The following is a 21,517-nucleotide window of genomic DNA, read 5'->3' as shown; positions in this document are numbered from 1 at the left end:
ACACCCCTTCAGATTATCCTGTCATAGAGTTTAGCGTACTCGATCGCAGAGCGCGACCAGGAATAATCACCTTTCATGCCATTTTTTTTGATAACTTCCCAATGTTCAGGCTGCTGGTAAAAAGCCAGACATCGCTCGAGAGCAAGACTAAAGGCCTTGTTCTGTAAGAAATCGCTTAAGAACCCATTGCCGGCTTTTAAATGTTCATCATATTCTATTACCGTGTCTTTCAAACCGCCTGTTTTATTGGCTACCGGAACAGTTCCATAACGCATCGAAATCAGTTGACTCAAGCCGCAGGGCTCAAAATGAGAAGGCATCAAGAAGATATCGGCGCCCGCGTATAATAAATGAGCAAATGCCTCATCGAAGCCCACATGAACATAGACCTTGTTCGGGAAATCAATGGCTAGTTTCTTGAAAAACTGTTCATACTGTTCTTCACCAGACCCCAATAACACAAACTGAATCTCCTGTTCTGCTAATAAAGTGGGAAGCACTTCCTGCAGAACATCAATTCCTTTTTGCCCTGACAGCCTGGAAATCATCGTCAATAACGGCACATCCCCTCGTTCTGGAAGTCCCACTCTCGATTGGATTGCTCGTTTGTTGACTTGTTTTCCTTCTATGCTCATGGCATCAAACTCCCGTTCAATGGCCAAATCTGTCGCGGGATTATAAACTTCAGTATCGATGCCGTTTAAAATACCGATCAGGTCCTGCTCTTTTTCCTGCAGCAAGCTATTCAGTTTTTCTCCATAAAAATCCGTCAAGATTTCATCTCGATAAGTGGGACTGACAGTGGTTACTTTATCGACATAAGATATGCCAGTTTTTAAAGAATTGAAGTTGCCATTCCACTCTACGCTGCCATCATCATAATAACGTGCATCCATTTCAAAGTTTTCTAGGAATACACCCCTTGAGAACTTCCCTTGAAATTGCAGATTATGAATTGTCAGGACAGTCTTAATCGAGCTGATAGACGTATATCGCTGATCTTCTTTCAACAAAAATGGAACCATAGCGGTATGCCAATCATGAACATGCAGCAGATCTGCGGGCTTTTCCTGACGCCGGACGATTTCCAGAACTGCGCGGTTAAAAAAAGCATATCTCTCTGAGTCATCTACCTGGCCATAAATTTGATCTCTTTTGAAATAGTCATCATTTTCTACAAATAGAAATTTCACACCAGCATGATTGTATTCAAGGACTCTGAAAGACATTTGTTGACCTTTAAAGTCGAATTCCAGCGACTCTTTCAGAGCAAATTCAGATATATATTCTTCGGAAATCAAGCTGTACTTAGGTACGATGACATTGAGTTCATGGCCCAATCTGCTAAGCTCTTTCGGCAACGCACCCATTACATCCGCCAGGCCTCCAGCTTTGGCAAAAGGCGCGCATTCTGCTGCTGCCATAATAATTTTCATCACAAGTCCTCCTTAGTAACCTTTTCCCCTTTGCGTAAAACAATCGGATGCTCCGATGTTCCGTGCAGAACTACCCCTTCGCCAATATAAACTTCTTTATCTGCAATGACGTAAGATAAATCACAGTTTTCTTCAATAATACATTTTTGCATAATAATACATTTCTCTACACGTGCACTCTTTTTAATGTAGACTGCACGGCTAATGATACTGTCACGCACTTCACCCATAATAGTGCTACCATTCGCGACCAACGCCCGTTCGACATGTGAGCCAGTGATATAACGAGTGGGCGGTTCGTCTTTTACTTTTGTATAAATCGGACGATTAGGCAGGAACAGTTGCTTTCGATTTTCTTCATCCAACAAGGCCAATGAGGCACGGAAATAGCTTTGAATAGAATCAATAACGGCAAAATAACCTTTGTATTCATACTCATTAAATGTATAAGGACTCTTCTTCAAATTAACGACATCTTCAACGCTTACCACCCTTTTGTCACGGTGAGTCCGAATCAGTTCAACCAGCAGATCTTTGGACAAAATATAGGTTTTCAAGGAAACCCCTTCACTTACCGCTTCTGTGATATCTGCACCTGAACGGATATGCTGATCCAGCATGTCTTTGAAATCCAATTGGTTAACAACAAAGCTATTGATAACGACAGCATAGGGCTGAATGCTCTTCGTGAAAAACTGCATATGCTCTTCCAAAGCTGCAAATGCACCAATACTCGATATTCCTCCATCACGCTGGGTAACTGGAAGGAAAAAAAGGCCATTTTTTCTTCGGTCCAAATCCCAGCTTTTTCCTACCCCAATGTGATCCACCAAAGAGGCAACGGGGTATGAAGGGAAAACGCCAACTGTATTAACACCAGAATTCACAAGATTCGATAAAGGAAAGTCGATTAATCGATAGCGTCCCGCAAACGGTACAGAAGAAACAGTCCGTTGCATTGTCAGATCCTGCAGCCCTTCTTTTTTAACAGAGGCATCCACTACAGCCATTAAATTCATTTCCCACCACGCTCCTTCCATTCATCCAGTTGCTGTTGCGTCAATAAAACCACTTCATCCTGCTGTTGACCAAGTACTTCGAACCCTTCCGGTATATCAAGCCGAGGCGGCACAATCGCCCGATGAAGCTTGACGTCTTTATGGATCGTCACTCCGCTCATGATGACACTTTCCGAAACCGAAGCCCCTTCTTCAATCTTCACGTTCTGAAAAATGACAGATTTTATAACTTCACCAGAAATCACACAGCCCTCATTCACCATAGATCCTTGGACGTTCCCAGTTTCAGTAATGACCTGGGGTGGAAGTTGTGGATTTGAGGAGAAAATACGCCAAGCCGAATCGTGCAGATTCAGTCCAGAATTCAAGTCCAGCAAGTCCATATTAGCTTCCCATAGGCTTTCGATCGTTCCAACATCCTTCCAATATCCTTTAAACGGGTAAGCAACCATTTTTTCGCCTTTTTGCAGCATAGCTGGCAAGATGTCTTTTCCAAAATCATGGGAAGATTCTTCGTCTACATTATCTGTCTCCAGATACTCTTTCAATTTTCCCCATTTAAACACGTACACACCCATAGAAGCCAGATTGCTTTTCGGATTTTCAGGCTTTTCGTCAAATTCCATCACATCCATTTTGTCGTTGACGTTAATGACCCCGAATCGACTGGCTTCTTCCCATGGGACTTCCAGCACTGAAATTGTGACATCCGCCTCATGCTCTTTATGATAGTCCACAAGTAACCCATAATCCATTTTGTAAATATGATCTCCTGAAAGAATCAGCACATATTCCGGATTACAGGATTGAAGAAAACTGATGTTCTGATAAATTGCACTGGCAGTTCCGGCATACCATTTTATGCCCTCAATTTCTGCATAAGGCGGAAGCATAGTGACTCCGCCGTTATGGCGATCCAAATCCCATGGCGTTCCCAGCCCGATGTACTCATGTAGGACATGCGGCTGGTACTGTGTCAGCACGCCAACAGTTTCGATTCCTGAATTGGTGCAATTGGATAATGGAAAGTCAATAATCCGATATTTTCCGCCAAACGGAAGCGCAGGCTTGGCTATGGTATAAGTTAACGATTTCAACCGGCTTCCTTGTCCGCCGGCCAACAGCATTGCGACTACTTTATCGTTCATCATGCTTCACTCCCATCCTGTTTTTGTTTCCATATGCTCATCGTAAATGCAGGCAAATCCATTTCTACGGAATATGGCAAATCATCGTATGGATCACCCACCGCCCCAATAACAGTCCTTTGAACATCGTTTCCTGATGTAAAGATTTTTTCATACGCTGCGTTTTTTGGAACTCCTAGCCTAAAATCCTCGTAATGATGACTCGAAAAGTTACAGACGACAACACACTCATCCTGTGGCATATACCCCCTTCGAATAAAGGCGGCCACACTTTGTTCATGATTGTCCGCATCGATCCAGGAAAAGCCATCCGGATGGTCGTCTAATTGAAAAAATGCTTTTTCCTTTTTATAAAAAACTAGCAACTCTTTTGTAAAATCAGCCATTCTCTTATGTTCGTCGGTTTCCAATGAAGGCCAATCCAACTCCGGTTTAAATTCCCATTCTTCGAAATGGCCAAACTCTTGGCCCATGAACAGCATTTTTTTTCCGGGATGGGCAATCCAGAAACCGAACAGCAACCGTAATTGAAGAAAGCGTTCATCTAGTGTTCCAGGAAGTTTGTTTAATAGGGATTTTCTTCCATTCACCACTTCATCATGCGACAGTGCAAGAAGATAGCGCTCCTGATACTGATATATCAGAGAGAAATTCATTTTTTGATGTGCTTCAGAGCGTTGAGATGGCTGTATCTCCATATAATCCAACGTGTCACGCATCCATCCGAAGTTCCATTTATAGTGAAAACCGACACCCCCTTCAGAAACGTCGTGCGTTACTTTTGGGTAATGCCAAGCATCTTCGGCGATCAATAGAGCTTCCGGGTAAAACTCCCTTAAACTATTCGTCAATTTACGCAGAAAATCGGCTCCTTCTTGGTTGTGTGGACGATTTTCTCTATTTGGGATGAACAATAAACAAACCAACGCATCCATTCGGAAGCCATCAAACTTAAATTCGTTTAGCCAGTAATGGGCGCTGGATATCAAAAAGCTAACGACTTCCCCTTTTTGAATATCAAAGTTTAATGTTCCCCAGTCGGGATTGGCACGCCGCTCTTCGCGTTCATCCTCGTATAAAGGACCCCCATTAAATAGAGCTAGCGAATGTTCATCGACACAGAAATGTCCAGGAACCCAATCCAGAATCAGTCCAATTTTATGTTCCGCACATTGTGCGATAAAATATTTCAATTCATCTGCTGTTCCATAGCGGCTGGTTGGTGCAAAATACCCTGTGGTTTGGTACCCCCAGGATTCGTCCAGCGGGTGCTCTGTAATAGGCAAAATTTCTATATGGGTAAAACCCATGTCCAATATATAGGGGATCAATTCCGAAGCCAATTCACGGTAGTTCAAAAAGCCGCCTTGTGCATTGCGTTTCCAGGTCCCAATATGTAATTCATAAATCGCCATGGGTTTTTCACAATGGTCTTTGTTTTGAATTTTCTTTTGCTGTAAAACCGTTTTCGACCATGTATGCTTGGAGGATGCCGCTACCACTGATTTGGTTTCCGGTCTCATTTCACCCTCAAACGCGTAGGGGTCCGATTTCCTCAGCTCCTTACCATCCTTTGTTTTAATGATGTATTCATACGGATAACCGGTCAACCTTTGATGAATCTGTATCTGCCAAACGGTCGCGTCCAGGGGATGCTGCTCCATTTGAAAAACTTCTTCTTTTGGACTTCCAGGACCTGTACAAGCTACCGCTACTTTGTCCACATCCGGAACCCATATCGTGAATCTTGTTTTATCTGAAGTGGCATGTGCTCCAAAATAGAGATAAGCATCTTTCATGAGCCCGGCATGGAAAGCATCAAGCAGTTCCTGAGTAAGATGGCTTTGCAGGTCATTCATCTTCACACCTCCAATTTTTTTGCAGTTCCGTGTCTTCTTTAAATTCTACATGAGTCCTACAAATTCCTTGTTTAAAAAGAGAATTGTTCAAATTTTTAGATATATTTGAAGAGATTTACGGCATTTCCGTTCGGAATTTTTACACATTTCCTTTCCCTTATACCCTTGTTTAGAGCAAGAATATCCACTACGCTTAGAAGGATATTTGTATTATTGAAAGAGAGGCTGAATTTTTTGCAAAAATATAGAATACTATTGCTAGCTATTTTCTTCAGCATTTTTTTGACTGCATGCAATCAGGGCATTGAAGACCCTCTTGAATGGGAAATAGATGATTTCACTTTCACCAACCATAATAATGAAGATTTCGGCTTGGCCGATCTGGAAGGCGAAGTTTGGTTGGCCGACTTTGTTTTTACCAACTGCACCACGGTCTGCTTGCCAATGATGGCAAACATGACAGACCTGCAGGCACAATTGAAAGCCGAAGGACTAGATGTTCAGATTGTTTCCTTCAGTGTGGATCCGGCATTTGATAAGCCTGAAACTCTGAAATCTTATGCGGAGAATTACGGAGCCGATTTATCCAGCTGGAATTTACTAACTGGCTACACTCCTGAAGAAATCGATGAGTTTGCGATGGATAATTTTCAGACTTTAGCCAGAAAACCTGAAAATGATGACCAGGTCATTCATGGAACCTCTTTTTATTTAGTCGATCAGAAAGGCGTCATCATGAAATTTTATGATGGATTAAATCCACCGGTTGAAGAAATTCTGGCGGATGCGGAAATCCTATTGGCGGAGGAATAAAAGATGAAAAGAAAAAAAATCTGGACGGCTGCGCTGCTGCTTGCCGCTGCCGCATTGCTGCTACTTTTTTTCATACCAAGGGAAAATGTACCCGCACCAGAAAGTCGGGTAGTGCTGGAACATTCGTTTAGAACGTATATCGCACCTTCCTGTTTTGAGCAGGCTGACGCCACTAACTTTCTGGAAGAATCAACACTGGGGGAAGCGCAGGAGCTCAATTATCCCCCACATTCTTCCTGCACTGAAAAAGCCTTTGAAGGCAATCGGGACAGCGGCTTTATCCAACTGCTGAAAGAACTGGGCATCACGGAAAAGGAATCACAGGATTGGTAATAAAAAACAGCCAGAGAAAAATTTCTCTGGCTGTTTTTCCGTTATTGCATTCATGTAATCACTTTGACACAAACTGGAGCGGTGGTCTGGACAATATTCTCTACGGTACAAGGAGCACCTGAATCGACAATTTTCAAAACAGTTAGCGTATGTGAATTTTCGTTCGCCACTACCATCCAGACATTCCCCGGAATTAAAGCAAAATGCCTCGGCCCTTCCCCTCCCGACACGATTAAGCCAATATTCTCCAGGGTTCCGTTATCCTGAATGGCAAAAGACGCAATGCTGTTGTGACCGCGGTTAGAAGCATATACAAAAAGACCATCGCTTGAAACAGCAATTTCTGCGCTGGTATTTTCTCCTGTGTAGCTGTCAGGTACTAAAGGCAACAGCTGCAAAAAATCCAATTCTCCTTCCTGACTGATTTTGTAGACCAACAGCGTGGAATTAATTTCGTTTAATGAATAGACTAGAGGTTTTGCAGGGTGAAAACTTAAATGGCGTGGACCAGCTCCGCCTTCTGTTTGTACTTTGTATTTAAGCGTCAATGCGCCCGTATTAGCGTCTAGCTTGTAGGTGGATATGGTATCCGTTCCCAGGTCTGACACCAGAAACAAGTTTTTTCCTGGAACCTGGATAATTGAATGTGGGTGAGCAGCATCTTGCCTTTCTGCGTTCGGTCCGGATCCTTCATGTTGCACTGAAGCCACCAACTCTCCGATAGCCCCATTTGCACGCAGTGGATGGACATTAACAGTAGCGCCGGAATATGTAACAGACAACAGCCATTGCCCAGTTTCATCGATAGTGACATGAGCCGGATGATCGCCATTCGAAGATTGGCGATTAATTTCCACTATTTTTTTTGAAGCTGGATGAATCCAATAACTGACGAGCTCTCCATCATCCACTTCACTGGCAGCTATAAAGCTCGTGCCGTTCGGGTGAACAGTAATAAAAGAAGGACGTTCAATACCCGCTACGCCCATTAGCTCTGTCAATTCTCCGGTAATGTCTTCAAACTCCCAGAGCTTGATGCCCTGTTCTATTTCTGATGAATACGATCCTGTCAGCAAGTAGCTAGATGCCATCAAATTCCTCCTCGATATCTAATATGAATCACATTTTCCGGCTATAAAAGAGATGACAAGCTGCTTCTATCTATTTTATAGAGGCAAGTCAAACTAGCAGAAGCTCATGGCGGGAATATTGCCTCTCGCGGTGGTTGGAAGCAATCACTTCGCCACAATGTAATTTTTTAATTTCCGTGAATTTCTGGTACAGATGAGTTAAAGTAAGCTATGAAACCTGACCAGTCTATTATAAGAGAAAGAGGGTTGCCCATGAGAAATTTTGGTTTATCCATCCGCGAAAAAAGCATTGTGTGCATCGGCTTTATGGGTGTTGGAAAAACAACCGTTGGAAAACTGCTGGCTCAAAAACTCTATCGCAGTTTCATTGACATCGACGTGGAGATTGAGAAAGAATTTGCAATGCCGATTCCGCAAATATTCGAAGTCTATGGTGAGCAGGCTTTTCGTGCCAAAGAGAAAGAGCTGATTGTAAAGTACAGCAAACAGCCTTTGAATATCATTTCCGTTGGAGGTGGTGCCTTTTTGCAAAAAGAAGTACAAGATATCTGCATGGCAAATTGCATCGTCTTGTTTCTCGACATTTCATGGGAATCCTGGAAAGACCGCGTTCATATCCTAGTCGACAACCGGCCTTTGTTAAAAGGACGTTCTCTTGAAGACATGAAAACACTGTTTCTTGAACGGCAAACTATCTATGCATTGAATCACTCCAAATTTCAGGTCGATAATTTCAAAGCGGAAGAAGCCGCTGATTATTTGGCAGATGCTTTAAAACTATCCTGGGAAATCCATGCACCCCAGCCAAAATAAAAAGAGAAACCGCCAGAGATATGGCGGTTTTTTTGTATATGAGCACTTCCGCTTTTCTAATTGTCTAGACTCCAACAGCCAGATTCTAGGGTCATAAGCCACACCGGCTATGCGGCAAAAAGCGCCACTTCGTCGGTGCGTCTTATGCCCGTCGAATCTCCATGGCTGCTTCCGCTTTTCTTTGTCCAGACTCCAGTGCCTAGCTCTTCGGGATGTAAGTCGCTCTGGCTGTGCGGCAAAATACGCCGCTTCGCCAGATCGTCTTACACCTGTCAGAGCTGATCAGGCACTTCCGCTTTTCTAGGAGTATTGTGCTTTCACTAACTCTAATAATCCTGCTTTTTTCAAATAATGTTCAGGTGCAAGAAAGGTGATGGTCACCACTCCAGGATGCCGCCCGATTTCAATTGATCCGGTTATGGTGGCGCGGTTCATGATTTCTGGAACGGGGACGCTAAACAGATCAGCTGCCCGCTGCAGCCCGTTTTCCGTGGCATCATTCAAGGTTGGTCCTGTACCGACAAAAGATACCGGCAGCGATTCTTCGAGCTTGTCTATGTTCCATTTTTCTGCAAGCTGACGGGCCGTTTGTCTTTCATTTTCTGTAAAGGGTTTAGCAGTATATGGCAGATCTTCGACGTTCGGCAAAAGAATAGGACCTGCGTTATTCAATCCTTTAATGACATGAACTTCAAGATGAACAATACCGGCAACGTCCGAAGTATGCCCTGCAATTTCTCCATCTCCTTGCATGGCGTGCATATCCCCCAGATAAATCCCACCACCTGGCACTTTCACCGGACAAACTAAAACTGCTCCAGCACGGACACGGCTAATGTCCATATGACCATCTGTCCGATGAGTCTCCAGCTCTTCCTGCGTGCTCGCATATTCATGTGGAGCACCGACAAGAAAAGAACCAAAATCACCGGCATTATGCGAATCGGGTGTTGGGCGTGAAGGTGTTGTTCCCAGCTGTCCCAAAAATGGTCGCATGCGCGCGATGGTTCCAACCAAATCATGTGGCGCAAACGTCACAATCGGATTTTGCACAGAGTTCTCAGGCGTTTTCATGTAACCCCGGCCATCTTCAGCAATTGTCTCTGCTGCTTCTTTGGATAAGGTGATCCCCACATCCCCCTTTTCTCCGAAAAACATCGTATAGCCATTGGTAAAAACGAATGGTGTCACATCTGCATCGCAGTTAGCACAGCGAATAGCTTCCTGTCCAACGCCTTTGATAACGGTATCTGGATACATTGTTCCACACCCAGGGCATTTCACCGCAATAAAAGGATCTCCGAGAAAGCGACCTTCGACAGGGCTGTCATTTCCTGAAGATGTAGCTTGAGATGTCACTTCGACCGATTTAATTTTGATGACGATGCCGTCCCCCGGTTCTGCGCCTTCGACATAAACAGGTTGCGTTACTTCATGGCCACCTCGTATACAAGGAGTAATCATTGGTCCCCAACACCCTGGAGCAGTGTGAGCAATGATATGCCCGCCATCTTTTATAGGACCCAGCATTTCTTTTCCAGGATCTAAAACACCATCGATATACCGGTTGACCAGCAAAGTCTCGACCGCTGTTTTTGTTGTCTGAATTTTTCCATTCAATTTTTTACCTCCTCGTTTTAATATTCAGTTATCTCGAATTATACGTCATGAACTACAAGCTTTCAATTTTCTACCTTCTGAACTTAAGAAAATGCGCGTAAGAATCTTTAAAGACTCTTACGCGCATTAGGATTCTGCTATAAATGAATAGCTATCTGAATGAATAATTGGACCATAATGTAAAAAGCGATAGCAAATTTCAAATTGAATTGGAGGCCATTGCGGATTCCACTTAATCCATTGACACTGCTTAAAATAATGACCGGCATAACAAAAGGCGACAAGATGATAGAGATGACGCTTCCTGAAGTCACGGCTAATACCACCAGTTCCGGCGGATACGGGAAAGAGATTCCCTCCAACACCCCAGTCACCAAAACGATGACCGGCAACGGACCCAATCCGATAAACCCCAGGAAAATCACAATGAACGGAATCAGAAACAGAATATTTAGCAACGGGATGATTCCGGTCAAAAAATTCATGCCGCTAATCACATAGTCGCCGACATTCGATTGATTTAATGCATAGATTAACAAACCCGCAGCGATTAAAATGCTGAATTGCTGTGCCTGCTTGGCAATTCCCGTTGAAAAATAATACCGGGTCTCCACAACAAAACTGGAGGACTTTCTTTTGATTAGAAAATACAGCAAGGACCATATAAGGATGACTAATGGAACGGTTAGTAAAAACTCCACTCCAGTTATTTCGTGGACAAAGAAAATAGTCCCAAACAGAGAAATGAATAGAAAAACAAATTCCGCAACATCTTTATTGAAGTTTCCTTGATTCCGTGAATTCTTCATGGCTTTATTGACTTCTTGTTCTAAAACATGAGAAAAGTCCACTCCGTATTTCTTTTCCTGGAAATAGGAAAAGATTACTGATAAAATCGTTCCCGCTAAAGCAAAAACGAACCCAAGTGCAATCGATTTCCATAGAGTCGCTTCCAGCGCTTCCACAGCAAAAATAAAGCTAGGAATGCTGATGACCCATAATGTAGATAGCCCAAACCCGCGCAGAATAGCTGTTCCCTTAAAGTTTTCCCACGCCTCGTCTTTATGCTCTTTTAAAAATGTATCGATAAAACGGTACATCATCGGAACTACTCCAAACAAAAGGAAATGGGAGATCACTTGTGTCATCGCCATGAGACCAAAGTAAAACTTCTGGCTTTTATTTAGAAAATTATGTGCGAAACTCATAATTTCTTCTATATAAGGTTCTTCTTTCAAAACCCAACTGATCATTGGCACTATTAGCAGCAATCCGATGAGGCTTCTCATTTGCTGCAATCCTCGAACTATATCGTCCGCAACAGAATTACTCGTGAAAAGAAGAACAACCAAGGCCATAACAACTAAAAATAATTGCAGTTGAATTTTCTTGAAGGGCAGCAAGAAAAAAGCAGACAATAAAATTAATACACCTAAAATTGAGAGCATCGTGGTTAATCCAGCAATCTCAAAAAAGTAGGTGATAAAATGCACTAAGGCATATGCCGAAACAGAAAAAATAAATCCTTGAGCAGCTTTATGATTCATTCTTTTCCCCCTGACTGGCATAATTGCCTCTTTCTATTCTACACTTTTTTGTTCCACAACTTTTCAAATTCTATAAATTCCCATTTCAAGTCCAAATTGAGTGGCAGAAGCATGCAAGGAAATCTCATCAACTTCTTAAGATTTTTTATTTTTAATACATGTATGATATGCTCTGAGATAACAATGAATTATAGAACAATTCCCTCCAAGAAATGGACTGTATTTCATTGAGCAAGGCGTTTCTCTGGTCTAAAAGCTTAGGCTGTATCGACAAAGTGTTTTAACAGTATAGGAGGAGTTAGATGTGGGTGTAACAAAGAGCTTTTTCATTGCGTTGTCTAAAAATCAGGTGTTAAACAGCGCCGCTAAAAAATGGGGCTTGAAATTAGGGGCCGGTAAAATGGTTGCTGGAACTGATATTCAAAGTATGATGCAGTCGGTAAAAGAACTAAATTCGAATGGAATTAGCGCAACAATCGATAGTCTTGGTGAATTTGTGCATACTAAAGAGGAAGCGGTACGAGCCAAAGATGCTATCCTGCGAACACTAGAAGCTATTCAGAGTCATAGTGTGAATGCACATATGTCTGTTAAGTTGACACAAATCGGTTTGGACATCGATCCCGCCTTCTGTCTTCAAAATATCCAAGAAATTGTCGCTGCTGCTGAAAAATACGATATTTTCATCAATTTGGATATGGAAGATTATGCTCACCTGCAGCAAACACTCGATATTCTCGAAGCTCTGCTCAAGCAATACGAAAATGTCGGCACAGTTATCCAAGCCTATCTATACCGATCCGAAAAAGACGTGGAAAACTTGCAGAATGTCCGTCTCCGTCTTGTAAAAGGCGCTTATAAAGAAAGCGTAGAAGTTTCTCTTCAGGAGAAAAAAGAAATCGATGAAAATTATTTGAAGCTGATCAAGATCCATCTTCAAGCTCCTGGATACACGTCAATCGCGACGCACGATCATCATATTATTGGACAGGTTAAAACATTTATAAAAGAAAAAAATATCCCATTGGACAGCTTCGAATTCCAGATGCTCTACGGGTTTCGTTCAGAAATGCAAAAAGACCTGGCAAAAGAAGGTTTTGCTTTCACCACCTATGTTCCTTTTGGCCAGGACTGGTATGCCTACTATATGAGAAGATTGGCTGAAAGGCCTCAAAACATCAATTTGGCATTAAAAAGTTTAGTTTCAAGATAAAGAAGCACATCCGGAAAAATCCGGATGTGCTTCTTTATGTCGATTGGATCAACCGATTGCTCTGAGTGGAATCTACACGGGCGCCTCCGCTTTTCTTGTTGTCCAGACTTCTGCGCCCAGTTCCTCGAGTCGCTTCAGCCTTGTCCGCAATGGCCGAAGAACGCCATTACCGCCAAGGCTTCCAGCGCTTGTCGGAACTACACGGGCGCCTCCGCTTTTCTTGTTGTCCAGACTTCTGCGCCCAGTTCCTCGAGTCGCTTCAGCCTTGTCCGCAATGGCCGAAGAACGCCATTACCGCCAAGGCTTCCAGCGCTTGTCGGAACTACACGGGCGCCTCCGCTTTTCTTGTTTCAATCCAGGTTTCTTACTTGGATAGGTGGCAGGTCTTGCTGAAGATTTTTTCTGTGTCTTTCGTATTGCGGTGGCAGCATTAAGGCCTTTCCTAAAGACTCAGGTGATTCGTCAATTGCAAATCCTGGTGGATCAGTAGCAATTTCAAATAAGATATCTCCGTATTCACGGAAATAGATGGCATTAAAGTAATTGCGGTCCTGAACAGGCGTCACGCCGAGTCCGTAAGTTTCCACTTGCTCTTTCCAATCCAATTGGTCGACATCATCCTGTGCACGCCATGCAATATGATGGACAGTTCCAACGCCCATTTGCCCTGTGCCGACTGGAGACAATTTCACATCAATGATATTGCCGAGTTCACTTGCTGCACGAAAGCGCATGAAGTCACCTTCTTCACCCATTTTTTCGAATCCTAAGACCGTTTCCAATAATTCAGCGGTTTTTTCTGCATTGGCCGTGTACAGGGTAGCTCCACCAAATCCTTTGATCGCAATGTCTTCCGTTACTTCACCAATTGACCAGCTGCTCGGTTCGCCTAGTTGTCTTTCAACCAGCTCCAAATGAAGACCGTGCGGATCATCAAATGTAAGGGATTGTTCTTCAAAGCGCGTTGTTTTTGAAAATGGAACCTCGAATTTCTCCAGCCTTTTTTCCCAGAAAACCAAAGCTCCGGCAGGAACTGCGTAGGTAGTGACGCCCACTTGCCCATCTCCAATTTTCCCTTTATAGGCTTCACCCCAAGGAAAGAACGTGATAATGGTTCCAGGTTTTGCGGTTTTATCGCCAAAATACAAATGATAGGTTCCTGGATCATCAAAATTCACCGTTTTCTTTACTAAGTGCAAACCCAAAACACCGGCATAAAAATCTACATTCTCCTGTGGATCTCCAACAATTGCGGTAATATGGTGGATCCCCATTGATTTCTTTGCCATTTTGCAGCTCTCCTTTATTATTGAATCTACCTAAGTAGCTTACCATTCAGTTATCTCGAATTAAAGATATCGAAATGGGTTTCTCAACTAAATTTCTTTAGGCTAACATCATCATTTGGGTATATTATCTTCGTGTTTTTTCAATTGTTGTTTCTTTTGATCTTTAACTTCTTTCAAGTCTTCCTTGTAATCCTGTTTGTCTTCTTCGATTTCCTCTTTTACCTGATTTTCTTCGGATTTCGAGATATTCGAATTTTCCTGTTCTACTTCCACTTGCTCTTTTTGTTGTTCTTTAATCTCATCTATTTTTTCTGCGTCTTCTTGATGTTGGTCTTCTACTTCTGAAGTAGAAGGAAGGAAAGGTTCATCGTTGTAATCTGTTCTTTTGCCATAACGAAGCATTTCATAAATAATCAGCCCGTTGTTGGGCATTCCGTTAGCAGTTTTCATTGGCACAATATCAAAAACAACGAAATAAAAGGCGTAAAAGACGAAACGATTCCAAAACGTCTCATATTCTTCGAACATACCATTCGCTATTAAGGCATTTATTGTAAATGCCACAATGACATTCGTTAAGATCGGGCCTGCATAAAGCGATATATAAGCAAGTTTCCCTTCTCTTTTCAGTGAATCGTACGAAAACCAACTATATAAATGATAATATTGTCGTATATCGAACATCCCTATTTTGATGATCCTTGGTCCTGACCCTATCGTCATTCTGGGATTTCTCACTCCCAGAATCAAACTCATCAGCAAATAACCTGATTCTCTAATGAAGACAACTACCGGTAAAATAATAAATGCAGAAATTATTAATGCAACCAGATCTGCTAATCCAAACATTCGCTCACTCCTTTTGAAAGCTCAAAAAGCTCTACCTCTTAAAGTACCCACCTTATGTTGCATTCCTACATAATTATCATTACAAATATATTTCAATTTGATGAATTTAATTCGTTGGTCACTATCTTTTTTCATGGTAGCATAGCTATTATATAAAGAAGTTAGACTTAACTGGAATTTGAACAAACTTCTTCGTCATTTAATCTATACCCAAATGGACGGGCATTCAATATACTGCAACCAATAAAATTCACTTTAAAGGATGGATAGTATGGGAGCAAAAATGAAACACTGGACTCAAAAAAAATGGATCATATCGGTTTCCTTGATCACTCTTTTATTTGTGATAGCCATTTTTGAGGAAATTACCTTTTCTCCCGATGCTTCCGCATCTATACAAATCTCAGGATCCGCCGCATTCAGCCCACCACCGGACATCAATGAGATCAGCGACCGAGTGAGGGTTGTTAAAAACTTGTCTTACAGTGATTCTACTAACAGCTTTCTGGATATTTACCATCCTAGGGAGACAGTCAATTCAATGCCGGTTATTTTGTGGATTCATGGTGGGGGTTATGTTGGAGGTTCCAAAGACAGTCGTCAGGACTATGCGATGGCTTTGGCGGATGCCGGATATGTAGTGGCGAACATTAATTACGCACTGGCCCCTGCGTCTCTTTATCCAGGTCCAGTGCTGCAGGCCAACCAGGCACTCGCTTATATGCAGCTTCACGCTGCTGAATACGGTGGGGATATGAACCGTGTATTTGTAGGGGGCGATTCAGCGGGTGCGCAGATTGCTAGCCAAGTTGCCGCTCTTGTGTCAAATGTGGAATTGGCCAAAACAATGGCGATCCAGCCGGCCATCTCCAATAGCCAGCTTCAAGGAGCATTGCTATTGTGTGGGTTGTATAACCTGGACACAGTCAGAGCCACAGCTTTCCCAAATATTGATGTTTATTTAACAGCTTATACAGGTGCCGAACCATTCGAATCGTTACCAGAAATTGATGAGCTGTCTACTGTCCAGCATGTCACCTCGGACTTTCCGCCTGTATTCGTCACAGTCGGCGACGCAGATCCTTTTGTCTCGCAATCTACTGAACTGGTCGCTGTTCTGCAATCCTATGACGTTCGGGTCAGTTCCGTATTTTTCGAAGGCACTCAGAAAAACCTGAAGCATGAATACCAATATGATTTAAGTACAGAGGATGCACGGGAAACGCTCAAAAAAACCCTCCAATTCCTATTCGTCCATAGTAAGTAAAACAAAAATGAGCAAGCCGCAGACAAGCGGCTTGCTCATTTTTGTTTCATCCTTGGTTTATTGCACTTTCCTTTACAACAGCCGTAGTGTGTTTCCGCTTTTTAGAAGGCAGCATGTTGAACAAGATATTCAAGACGATAGCGGTAACACTGCCTGCTACGATTCCGTTGCTGGTTAAAATTTGGATGCTTGAAGGCAATTGTACGAATAATTCAGGAACCACCGTAACGCCGAGCCCGATTCCGACAGAACAAGCAATAATCATAGAGTTTTCTTGAGAATCGGTGATAACTGTACTCAACATTTTAATGCCTTGCGCAATGACCATACCGAACATGGCGATCATCGCTCCACCAAGTACAGACGGTGGGATGATTGTCGTCACAGCAGCGATCTTCGGAACAAATCCAAGCGTGATCAGCATGATGCCTGCAATCAGAATGATTTTTCGTGATTTAACACCGGACATCTGGATGAGCCCAACGTTTTGTGAAAAGGCTGTATAAGGGAAAGAATTGAATATTCCACCAAGTACAATAGCCAATCCTTCCGCTCGGTATCCTTTTGCCAGATCTTTCTCGGCAATTTTCTTTTTTGTGATGTCACTAAGTGCAAAGTAGACGCCTGTCGATTCAACTAATGACACCATGGCTACTAAAATCATCGTTAAGATAGCTGGCCATTCAAATGTCGGAGTTCCAAAGTAAAAAGGCTCGACCATATGGAAGTATGAGGCATTAGCGATCGGCGAAACATCCACTTTCCCAAGGAAAGCAGCAGCTATTGTCCCAATGACCAACCCCAAAAGAATGGCAATGGCTCTTAGAAAACCGCTGGAAAACCGGTACAAGAAAACGATGAATAAGAGAGTACCAAAAGACAGACCGATATTGACAAGTGAACCAAAATCACTGGCTCCTTGCCCACCACCCATATTGTTGATGGCTACAGGAATTAACGTGATACCGATAATTGTAACTACTGTTCCCGTAACAACCGGCGGGAAAAAGCGAACGAGACTGCCGAAAAACCCACTGATCAAAACAACGAATAACCCGGAAACGAGAATAGCCCCGTAAATAGCGGATATGCCGTACTGCCCGCCAATGGCAATCATCGGTCCAACCGCGGTAAACGTGCAACCAAGAACCACCGGAAGCCCGATGCCGAAGAAACGGTTGCTGACAATTTGAAGAATCGTCGCTACTCCGCAAAGCAGAATATCAATCGCTACCAAATACGTTAATTGTTCTGGTGTCAGTCCAAGCGCTTCCCCTACAATTAGTGGTACCAATACCGCTCCTGCGTACATTGCCAATACATGCTGAAATCCTAAAGCCGTTTCGCCCATCATCTTTTTCATCGCGTGTTAGCCTCCTCGAAAAATGACACTTTCCCATTTTCTAAAGACGCAATGTTCGCCAATGTCTCCACACGAATGCCGCGTTCACGGAGCAATTTACCGCCTGGCTGGAATCCTTTCTCAATAACGATACCAATGCCCGCTAATTTTGAGCCTGCTTGTTCAACAATGTCCAATAATCCAAGAGCCGCTTGGCCATTGGCAAGAAAATCGTCCATCACCAGCACAATGTCATCTTTTTGGAGAAAATCTTTTGAAACGGAAATATCATTCGTTTCATTTTTGGTATAGGAATGGACGCTTGCTGTGTATAAATGATCAACCAATGTCAGTGATTTGCGCTTTCTTGCAAATATCGCGGGCACACCCAAAACTAACCCGGTCATCATCGCAGGTGCAATTCCTGAAGATTCTAACGTTAAAATTTTTGTAATGCCATCTTCCTTGAAGCGTAATGCAAACTCTTCCCCAATAGCTTGCATTAATGGTGGGTCAATTTGATGATTCAAAAATGAATCTACTTTTAATACCGATTCTGACAAGACTTTGCCGTCCGATAAAATTTTATCCTGTAATTTTTTCATGCTGTCAGCTCCTCTTCTGTCACGGCTGAAGGCATGAAAAAAAGCCCTCAGAACGTGCATCCATCCATACCATGAGTGGAGCAATGTCCTTCGAGCTTGAATTCGAAAGGAAACAACAAGAATAGACACCTAAACAGGCGCACTCCTTCTGCTTCGTTGCTTCTCATAGTCAGTTCGTTTACGGCAAACCGGTAGAAACTTGCGGGCCATATCCCCGCGATTATATGAGTAGATTGTATTTGAATGCTCTCATTATAGCACGCCACTATTCCTTATCAAGAGAGCATGTATTTAAAAAAATATTCCCTTTATTCAGACAGAATCTGCATTTTTGTCTTTCTGTTCTTTCCATAAATGCTTGATCAGCTCTTATCGAATGGCTTTTGAAATGTTTTCGGGTGCTTCACTTTCTAGATTATAGTTCACATAGACAGCATCATTACGGGCGCAAAGATTGTCGGACTGATAAAGCTCTTCGCATAGCTCCAGCCGACTGTTGCCAATCTTTCTTGATCCACGCTACCACTTCAACATGCTTTCCAAAATTAATTTATCCGGTAAATTTCAACGTGGTCTTTACAATGACCATTTTCCATTTCGCAAAATTACGATCGGGTGTAAACAAGTCGAACAGCGGATTTCTCGCTGCTTCAAACCATACCGGTACAGTCGTATTATTGATATGGCCGACTGCGTCTGTCTCTGAAACTCTTGGCGTCAATATCGTTTTATACACGATGCCTCCTCCTATTTTTTCAAAACTCTTTCGTTCGCTAGTAGCTACACGAGCCTCAGAAGACCAACAAAAAAAGATGGTACCGATTCGGCATCCATCTTTTCTCTGTTAATTATTAATATACTTTTCAAAAACATCACCAAAATCTTTAACATGATACTGATTGCGGACAGAAGTCATCCAGGTAAAACCGAAATCGGTCAGTTTCGAGTATTGATCATCTAATGCCACATCACCGGACCTCGAATTCTGCAGGATGGCGACGGCTTTTTCCAGGCTGTTATTGGCCATATTGATGATAATTGAATTTTCATGAGTACTTTCAGCAATTCTCAATAGCGATTTATAAAGATCTGTTAAACGTTCCGCTTGCTGTTTTTGAACATCAATTTTAAAAGGAATTGTCCCTACAGTAAACGCGATTTCTACATCTAGATCGATTTTACCAGCGGTTTCGAGAACTACACCTGAAATCGTATGCTGAGAATACGGATAGCGCTTCAAGGTCCGTTTCGACGACATTGCACTATCTCCATCGACGTGAATGATGGCAAGGTTAGTGAAGCAGTATTCGTCTGCTTTTGTCTTGATTAGAAAATAGATTTTTTCCCCATCTTCGTACATAACATAGTCATCAGAATCCGTTTTGTCAAAATCTTGCGGATCGATTATCTTTCCTATATCTGATAAACCAAGAGCTTCTGAAGCCATTTTTTTAAACATCTCGTCAATTCCCCTTTATCCATAAAATAGTGGTTTGTTTAAGTTTATTTTATCAAAAAAATGAAAAAGGAACCCCAATAAGAGGAAATTTATTTTTATAATTCCTAAAACAAGAAATTCTATTTCTATCAATTTAGATAACCAGCTCTATATTTATTTAATATGCTCATCAGCGCTTCTATCCACTTTGTAAGTGAATTCCACTTCCGCTTCTTTACCGGCAGGAATGCGCACGCGGAACTCAAGTTCATTTGACTTCTTCAATTCATAATCATGGCTGGACGATTCCATCTGCCAAATCCGTTCGTGAATTTGATGGTTGACTTCGATTCGCACATATTCCGATTTCCGGTTTTGCAATTTGTATACGTACGTCACATAGTCAAAATGCCCGTGTCTGCCACGCCTTTTCTCCCAGTTTTTGCTAATAATATCAAACGCTTCTCCTATGACCACTGATACTTCCTGCTGCGCCGCAGTGTGGCCGATAGCATTCTCCCCGATAAACTCCATTTCACCATCTCGGTCTTGCTCGTACACTTTGAAAATCCCTTTCGGCAATGGAACCCCCATATGATTGGCTGAGGTATTGTCAAATTCCACTATAACCTTTGCCTGCTGACTGCCCGGTTCTACTTTATAGATCTTTCGAAAAGCCACGTCCTGTGCTTTATAGAAACTAATTTGCTTCGTCTGCCCGTGCAACAGAGTCACTGGACGCTCGATGCTGTAAGCATGATAATCGGCGAAGCTATGCTCTCGGAAAGCAGATTCCGATTCCTCGGCTTTAGCAAACAGCCTGGCTTGTTCATGTATTGGACGAGCATCTACATAGCGGTTTACCTTACCAGAAGCCAGCTTGAGCCGGCTGTCAAAAAAACTCATGCCGCTGTTATTGGAAAGCTGGACCCAGCCTGAGAGAGTCAATTGGGAGCCGCGAATTTCTGCGACATAACTTGCCTGCCATTCCAATCCTTGTGTCAAATAGGAAACTTTCGCTTCTAGGTCCGTTTCGATGGAAGCTGTTTTCCATATCAATGCCGGTTTCGTCAATAGTCCTTCCGGCAACGAAGGGAGTATCAGCTCGCCAATCGGATCGATGACCACTTCTTTCGTATCGACACGTTCACCGATGATACTACCATAAACACAAAGCAAGCGGATTTGCATCTCTTCATCAAGCTCTGCATTTCTCACAGTGATCACATCGTCCATGTACTTTTCCAAGAGCTTCTCTTTGTTGATTAAGTCATAATTATAGCTTTGTTCCAGTACGTGGATTCCATCGACCAAGACGGATTCAGTTTCAACTCCCGAAGCGACATCCATAAATTGGATTTCAGTTACTTCTTTGTTTGCTGGAATCGTTCGTGTCTCTTTGACCAATCCGAATCCATCGTTATAGACGGTCAAACTTAAGGCTGTCTGTTGTTGACGCGTTGATTGGAATTTCATTTGGATCTCTCCTTTTCCAAGACCTGATTTGACTGTTTAACTTGAACAAAAACAAGACTTCTTTCGTGCTTCTGCTGCACCAGCAATTAGATCATCCAAGCTCAGCCTATCGATTTAAAATATTGTTTCAGGTAAGCAATAGTATCCAAGCGGCATTCTTCTGATAAAGGCGATTTTTTCGGATGCACTAAATCGCCATATAACAAATCTCCTAAAAAGCGTAATTCTTCCTGATGCCGGTGTTTTTTTTGATGGTCATAAACTTCAATTTTTATGTAAATCGCTGTTCCTTGCTCAGTAAAATCGGTGACAGTAATTTGGCATTTCATATTCATTCCCACCGTTTCTTTATTTTTCTG

The 21,517-nt window shown here is 42.6% G+C and carries 20 protein-coding genes and 1 riboswitch; of the genes, 5 read left to right on the top strand and 15 right to left on the bottom strand.

The window, feature by feature from the left end:
- Nucleotides 1-8: 8 nt before the first annotated feature.
- From glgA to glgB, 4 genes are read right to left on the bottom strand one after another with little or no spacing between them, the layout of a single operon-like run.
- On the bottom strand, nucleotides 9-1,436 hold the full coding sequence (glgA, locus tag BBH88_RS01850; RefSeq protein ID WP_006829387.1) for a glycogen synthase GlgA: 1,428 nt from the start codon (nucleotides 1,434-1,436) through the stop codon (nucleotides 9-11).
- Nucleotides 1,436-2,455: a GlgC family sugar phosphate nucleotidyltransferase gene (locus BBH88_RS01845; RefSeq protein WP_006829388.1), complete on the bottom strand. Its 1,020-nt coding sequence runs from the start codon at nucleotides 2,453-2,455 to the stop codon at nucleotides 1,436-1,438. The genes glgA and BBH88_RS01845 overlap by 1 nt, the downstream gene beginning before the upstream one ends.
- Entirely contained in the window at nucleotides 2,452-3,603 is a 1,152-nt protein-coding gene (locus BBH88_RS01840) for a glucose-1-phosphate adenylyltransferase (protein ID WP_006829389.1), read from the bottom strand. The genes BBH88_RS01845 and BBH88_RS01840 overlap by 4 nt, the downstream gene beginning before the upstream one ends.
- Nucleotides 3,603-5,462, bottom strand: a complete 1,860-nt coding sequence (gene glgB / locus BBH88_RS01835) for a 1,4-alpha-glucan branching protein GlgB (RefSeq protein ID WP_006829390.1) — start codon at nucleotides 5,460-5,462, stop codon at nucleotides 3,603-3,605. The genes BBH88_RS01840 and glgB overlap by 1 nt, the downstream gene beginning before the upstream one ends.
- Nucleotides 5,463-5,696: 234 nt before the next feature.
- Here glgB and BBH88_RS01830 point away from each other — a divergent pair, with 234 nt between their 5' ends.
- Together BBH88_RS01830 and BBH88_RS01825 are read left to right on the top strand one after the other, a co-directional pair.
- Entirely contained in the window at nucleotides 5,697-6,275 is a 579-nt protein-coding gene (locus BBH88_RS01830) for an SCO family protein (protein WP_006829391.1), read from the top strand.
- Nucleotides 6,276-6,278: 3 nt separating this feature from the next.
- Nucleotides 6,279-6,608, top strand: a complete 330-nt coding sequence (locus BBH88_RS01825) for a hypothetical protein (protein WP_006829392.1) — start codon at nucleotides 6,279-6,281, stop codon at nucleotides 6,606-6,608.
- 50 nt (nucleotides 6,609-6,658) lie between these two features.
- On the opposite strand, the gene BBH88_RS01820 is transcribed toward BBH88_RS01825, so the two are convergent.
- Nucleotides 6,659-7,699: a lactonase family protein gene (locus BBH88_RS01820; protein WP_006829393.1), complete on the bottom strand. Its 1,041-nt coding sequence runs from the start codon at nucleotides 7,697-7,699 to the stop codon at nucleotides 6,659-6,661.
- Between the two features lie 252 nt (nucleotides 7,700-7,951).
- Between BBH88_RS01820 and BBH88_RS01815 the strand changes: the two genes are divergently transcribed.
- Nucleotides 7,952-8,512 (top strand): shikimate kinase, encoded by a 561-nt coding sequence (locus tag BBH88_RS01815; RefSeq protein WP_006829394.1) that lies wholly within the window; start codon nucleotides 7,952-7,954, stop codon nucleotides 8,510-8,512.
- 300 nt (nucleotides 8,513-8,812) lie between these two features.
- Here the strand turns inward: BBH88_RS01815 and BBH88_RS01810 are convergent, their stop codons facing one another.
- Together BBH88_RS01810 and BBH88_RS01805 are read right to left on the bottom strand one after the other, a co-directional pair.
- Nucleotides 8,813-10,132: an acetamidase/formamidase family protein gene (locus tag BBH88_RS01810; RefSeq protein ID WP_083387730.1), complete on the bottom strand. Its 1,320-nt coding sequence runs from the start codon at nucleotides 10,130-10,132 to the stop codon at nucleotides 8,813-8,815.
- A 137-nt stretch (nucleotides 10,133-10,269) separates the two neighbouring features.
- On the bottom strand, nucleotides 10,270-11,679 hold the full coding sequence (locus BBH88_RS01805) for a hypothetical protein (protein ID WP_065536243.1): 1,410 nt from the start codon (nucleotides 11,677-11,679) through the stop codon (nucleotides 10,270-10,272).
- Nucleotides 11,680-11,983: 304 nt separating this feature from the next.
- On the opposite strand from BBH88_RS01805, the gene BBH88_RS01800 reads away from it, so the two are divergent.
- Nucleotides 11,984-12,892, top strand: coding sequence for a proline dehydrogenase family protein (locus BBH88_RS01800; protein ID WP_006829397.1), 909 nt, complete (start codon nucleotides 11,984-11,986; stop codon nucleotides 12,890-12,892).
- Between the two features lie 350 nt (nucleotides 12,893-13,242).
- Here BBH88_RS01800 and BBH88_RS01795 read toward each other — a convergent pair whose 3' ends face one another.
- Nucleotides 13,243-14,181: a ring-cleaving dioxygenase gene (locus tag BBH88_RS01795; protein ID WP_006831048.1), complete on the bottom strand. Its 939-nt coding sequence runs from the start codon at nucleotides 14,179-14,181 to the stop codon at nucleotides 13,243-13,245.
- A gap of 111 nt (nucleotides 14,182-14,292) precedes the next feature.
- On the bottom strand, nucleotides 14,293-15,030 hold the full coding sequence (locus BBH88_RS01790) for a hypothetical protein (protein WP_006831049.1): 738 nt from the start codon (nucleotides 15,028-15,030) through the stop codon (nucleotides 14,293-14,295).
- 271 nt (nucleotides 15,031-15,301) lie between these two features.
- On the opposite strand from BBH88_RS01790, the gene BBH88_RS01785 reads away from it, so the two are divergent.
- Nucleotides 15,302-16,297: an alpha/beta hydrolase gene (locus tag BBH88_RS01785; RefSeq protein ID WP_006831050.1), complete on the top strand. Its 996-nt coding sequence runs from the start codon at nucleotides 15,302-15,304 to the stop codon at nucleotides 16,295-16,297.
- Nucleotides 16,298-16,343: 46 nt separating this feature from the next.
- On the opposite strand, the gene BBH88_RS01780 is transcribed toward BBH88_RS01785, so the two are convergent.
- The 6 genes from BBH88_RS01780 to BBH88_RS01755 all read right to left on the bottom strand — a co-directional run bounded on the left by BBH88_RS01780 (nucleotide 16,344) and on the right by BBH88_RS01755 (nucleotide 21,487).
- Nucleotides 16,344-17,651 carry a nucleobase:cation symporter-2 family protein gene (locus tag BBH88_RS01780; protein ID WP_006831051.1) on the bottom strand — a complete coding sequence of 436 codons (1,308 nt, stop codon included), beginning with the start codon at nucleotides 17,649-17,651 and terminating at the stop codon, nucleotides 16,344-16,346.
- 5 nt (nucleotides 17,652-17,656) lie between these two features.
- On the bottom strand, nucleotides 17,657-18,244 hold the full coding sequence (locus BBH88_RS01775) for a xanthine phosphoribosyltransferase (protein WP_006831052.1): 588 nt from the start codon (nucleotides 18,242-18,244) through the stop codon (nucleotides 17,657-17,659).
- Between the two features lie 146 nt (nucleotides 18,245-18,390).
- A riboswitch (purine riboswitch) is annotated at nucleotides 18,391-18,492 on the bottom strand.
- Between the two features lie 302 nt (nucleotides 18,493-18,794).
- Complete coding sequence (locus BBH88_RS19530; protein WP_006831053.1) at nucleotides 18,795-18,980, bottom strand: hotdog family protein; 186 nt, start codon at nucleotides 18,978-18,980, stop codon at nucleotides 18,795-18,797.
- 108 nt (nucleotides 18,981-19,088) lie between these two features.
- On the bottom strand, nucleotides 19,089-19,703 hold the full coding sequence (locus tag BBH88_RS01765) for a PH domain-containing protein (protein ID WP_006831054.1): 615 nt from the start codon (nucleotides 19,701-19,703) through the stop codon (nucleotides 19,089-19,091).
- Between the two features lie 153 nt (nucleotides 19,704-19,856).
- Nucleotides 19,857-21,158, bottom strand: a complete 1,302-nt coding sequence (locus BBH88_RS01760; RefSeq protein ID WP_006831055.1) for a DUF4139 domain-containing protein — start codon at nucleotides 21,156-21,158, stop codon at nucleotides 19,857-19,859.
- Between the two features lie 101 nt (nucleotides 21,159-21,259).
- Complete coding sequence (locus tag BBH88_RS01755) at nucleotides 21,260-21,487, bottom strand: hypothetical protein (RefSeq protein ID WP_006831056.1); 228 nt, start codon at nucleotides 21,485-21,487, stop codon at nucleotides 21,260-21,262.
- Nucleotides 21,488-21,517: the final 30 nt, after the last annotated feature.

The sequence above is a fragment of the Planococcus antarcticus DSM 14505 genome (assembly GCF_001687565.2).
In the GTDB taxonomy this organism is placed as follows: Bacteria; Bacillota; Bacilli; order Bacillales_A; family Planococcaceae; genus Planococcus; species Planococcus antarcticus.
This window is presented reverse-complemented; position numbering and strand designations above follow the sequence as displayed.

Excerpts from the sequence above, each read along its gene's own strand:
- glgA (WP_006829387.1), bottom strand. The coding sequence starts at position 1,436 with ATGAAAATTATTATGGCAGCAGCAGAATGCGCGCCTTTTGCCAAAGCT.
- BBH88_RS01845 (WP_006829388.1), bottom strand. The coding sequence starts at position 2,455 with ATGAATTTAATGGCTGTAGTGGATGCCTCTGTTAAAAAAGAAGGGCTG.
- BBH88_RS01840 (WP_006829389.1), bottom strand. The coding sequence starts at position 3,603 with ATGAACGATAAAGTAGTCGCAATGCTGTTGGCCGGCGGACAAGGAAGC.
- glgB (WP_006829390.1), bottom strand. The coding sequence starts at position 5,462 with ATGAATGACCTGCAAAGCCATCTTACTCAGGAACTGCTTGATGCTTTC.
- BBH88_RS01825 (WP_006829392.1), top strand. The coding sequence starts at position 6,279 with ATGAAAAGAAAAAAAATCTGGACGGCTGCGCTGCTGCTTGCCGCTGCC.
- BBH88_RS01820 (WP_006829393.1), bottom strand. The coding sequence starts at position 7,699 with ATGGCATCTAGCTACTTGCTGACAGGATCGTATTCATCAGAAATAGAA.
- BBH88_RS01815 (WP_006829394.1), top strand. The coding sequence starts at position 7,952 with ATGAGAAATTTTGGTTTATCCATCCGCGAAAAAAGCATTGTGTGCATC.
- BBH88_RS01805 (WP_065536243.1), bottom strand. The coding sequence starts at position 11,679 with ATGAATCATAAAGCTGCTCAAGGATTTATTTTTTCTGTTTCGGCATAT.
- BBH88_RS01795 (WP_006831048.1), bottom strand. The coding sequence starts at position 14,181 with ATGGCAAAGAAATCAATGGGGATCCACCATATTACCGCAATTGTTGGA.
- BBH88_RS01790 (WP_006831049.1), bottom strand. The coding sequence starts at position 15,030 with ATGTTTGGATTAGCAGATCTGGTTGCATTAATAATTTCTGCATTTATT.
- BBH88_RS01785 (WP_006831050.1), top strand. The coding sequence starts at position 15,302 with ATGGGAGCAAAAATGAAACACTGGACTCAAAAAAAATGGATCATATCG.
- BBH88_RS01780 (WP_006831051.1), bottom strand. The coding sequence starts at position 17,651 with ATGATGGGCGAAACGGCTTTAGGATTTCAGCATGTATTGGCAATGTAC.
- BBH88_RS01775 (WP_006831052.1), bottom strand. The coding sequence starts at position 18,244 with ATGAAAAAATTACAGGATAAAATTTTATCGGACGGCAAAGTCTTGTCA.
- BBH88_RS01765 (WP_006831054.1), bottom strand. The coding sequence starts at position 19,703 with ATGTTTAAAAAAATGGCTTCAGAAGCTCTTGGTTTATCAGATATAGGA.
- BBH88_RS01760 (WP_006831055.1), bottom strand. The coding sequence starts at position 21,158 with ATGAAATTCCAATCAACGCGTCAACAACAGACAGCCTTAAGTTTGACC.
- BBH88_RS01755 (WP_006831056.1), bottom strand. The coding sequence starts at position 21,487 with ATGAAATGCCAAATTACTGTCACCGATTTTACTGAGCAAGGAACAGCG.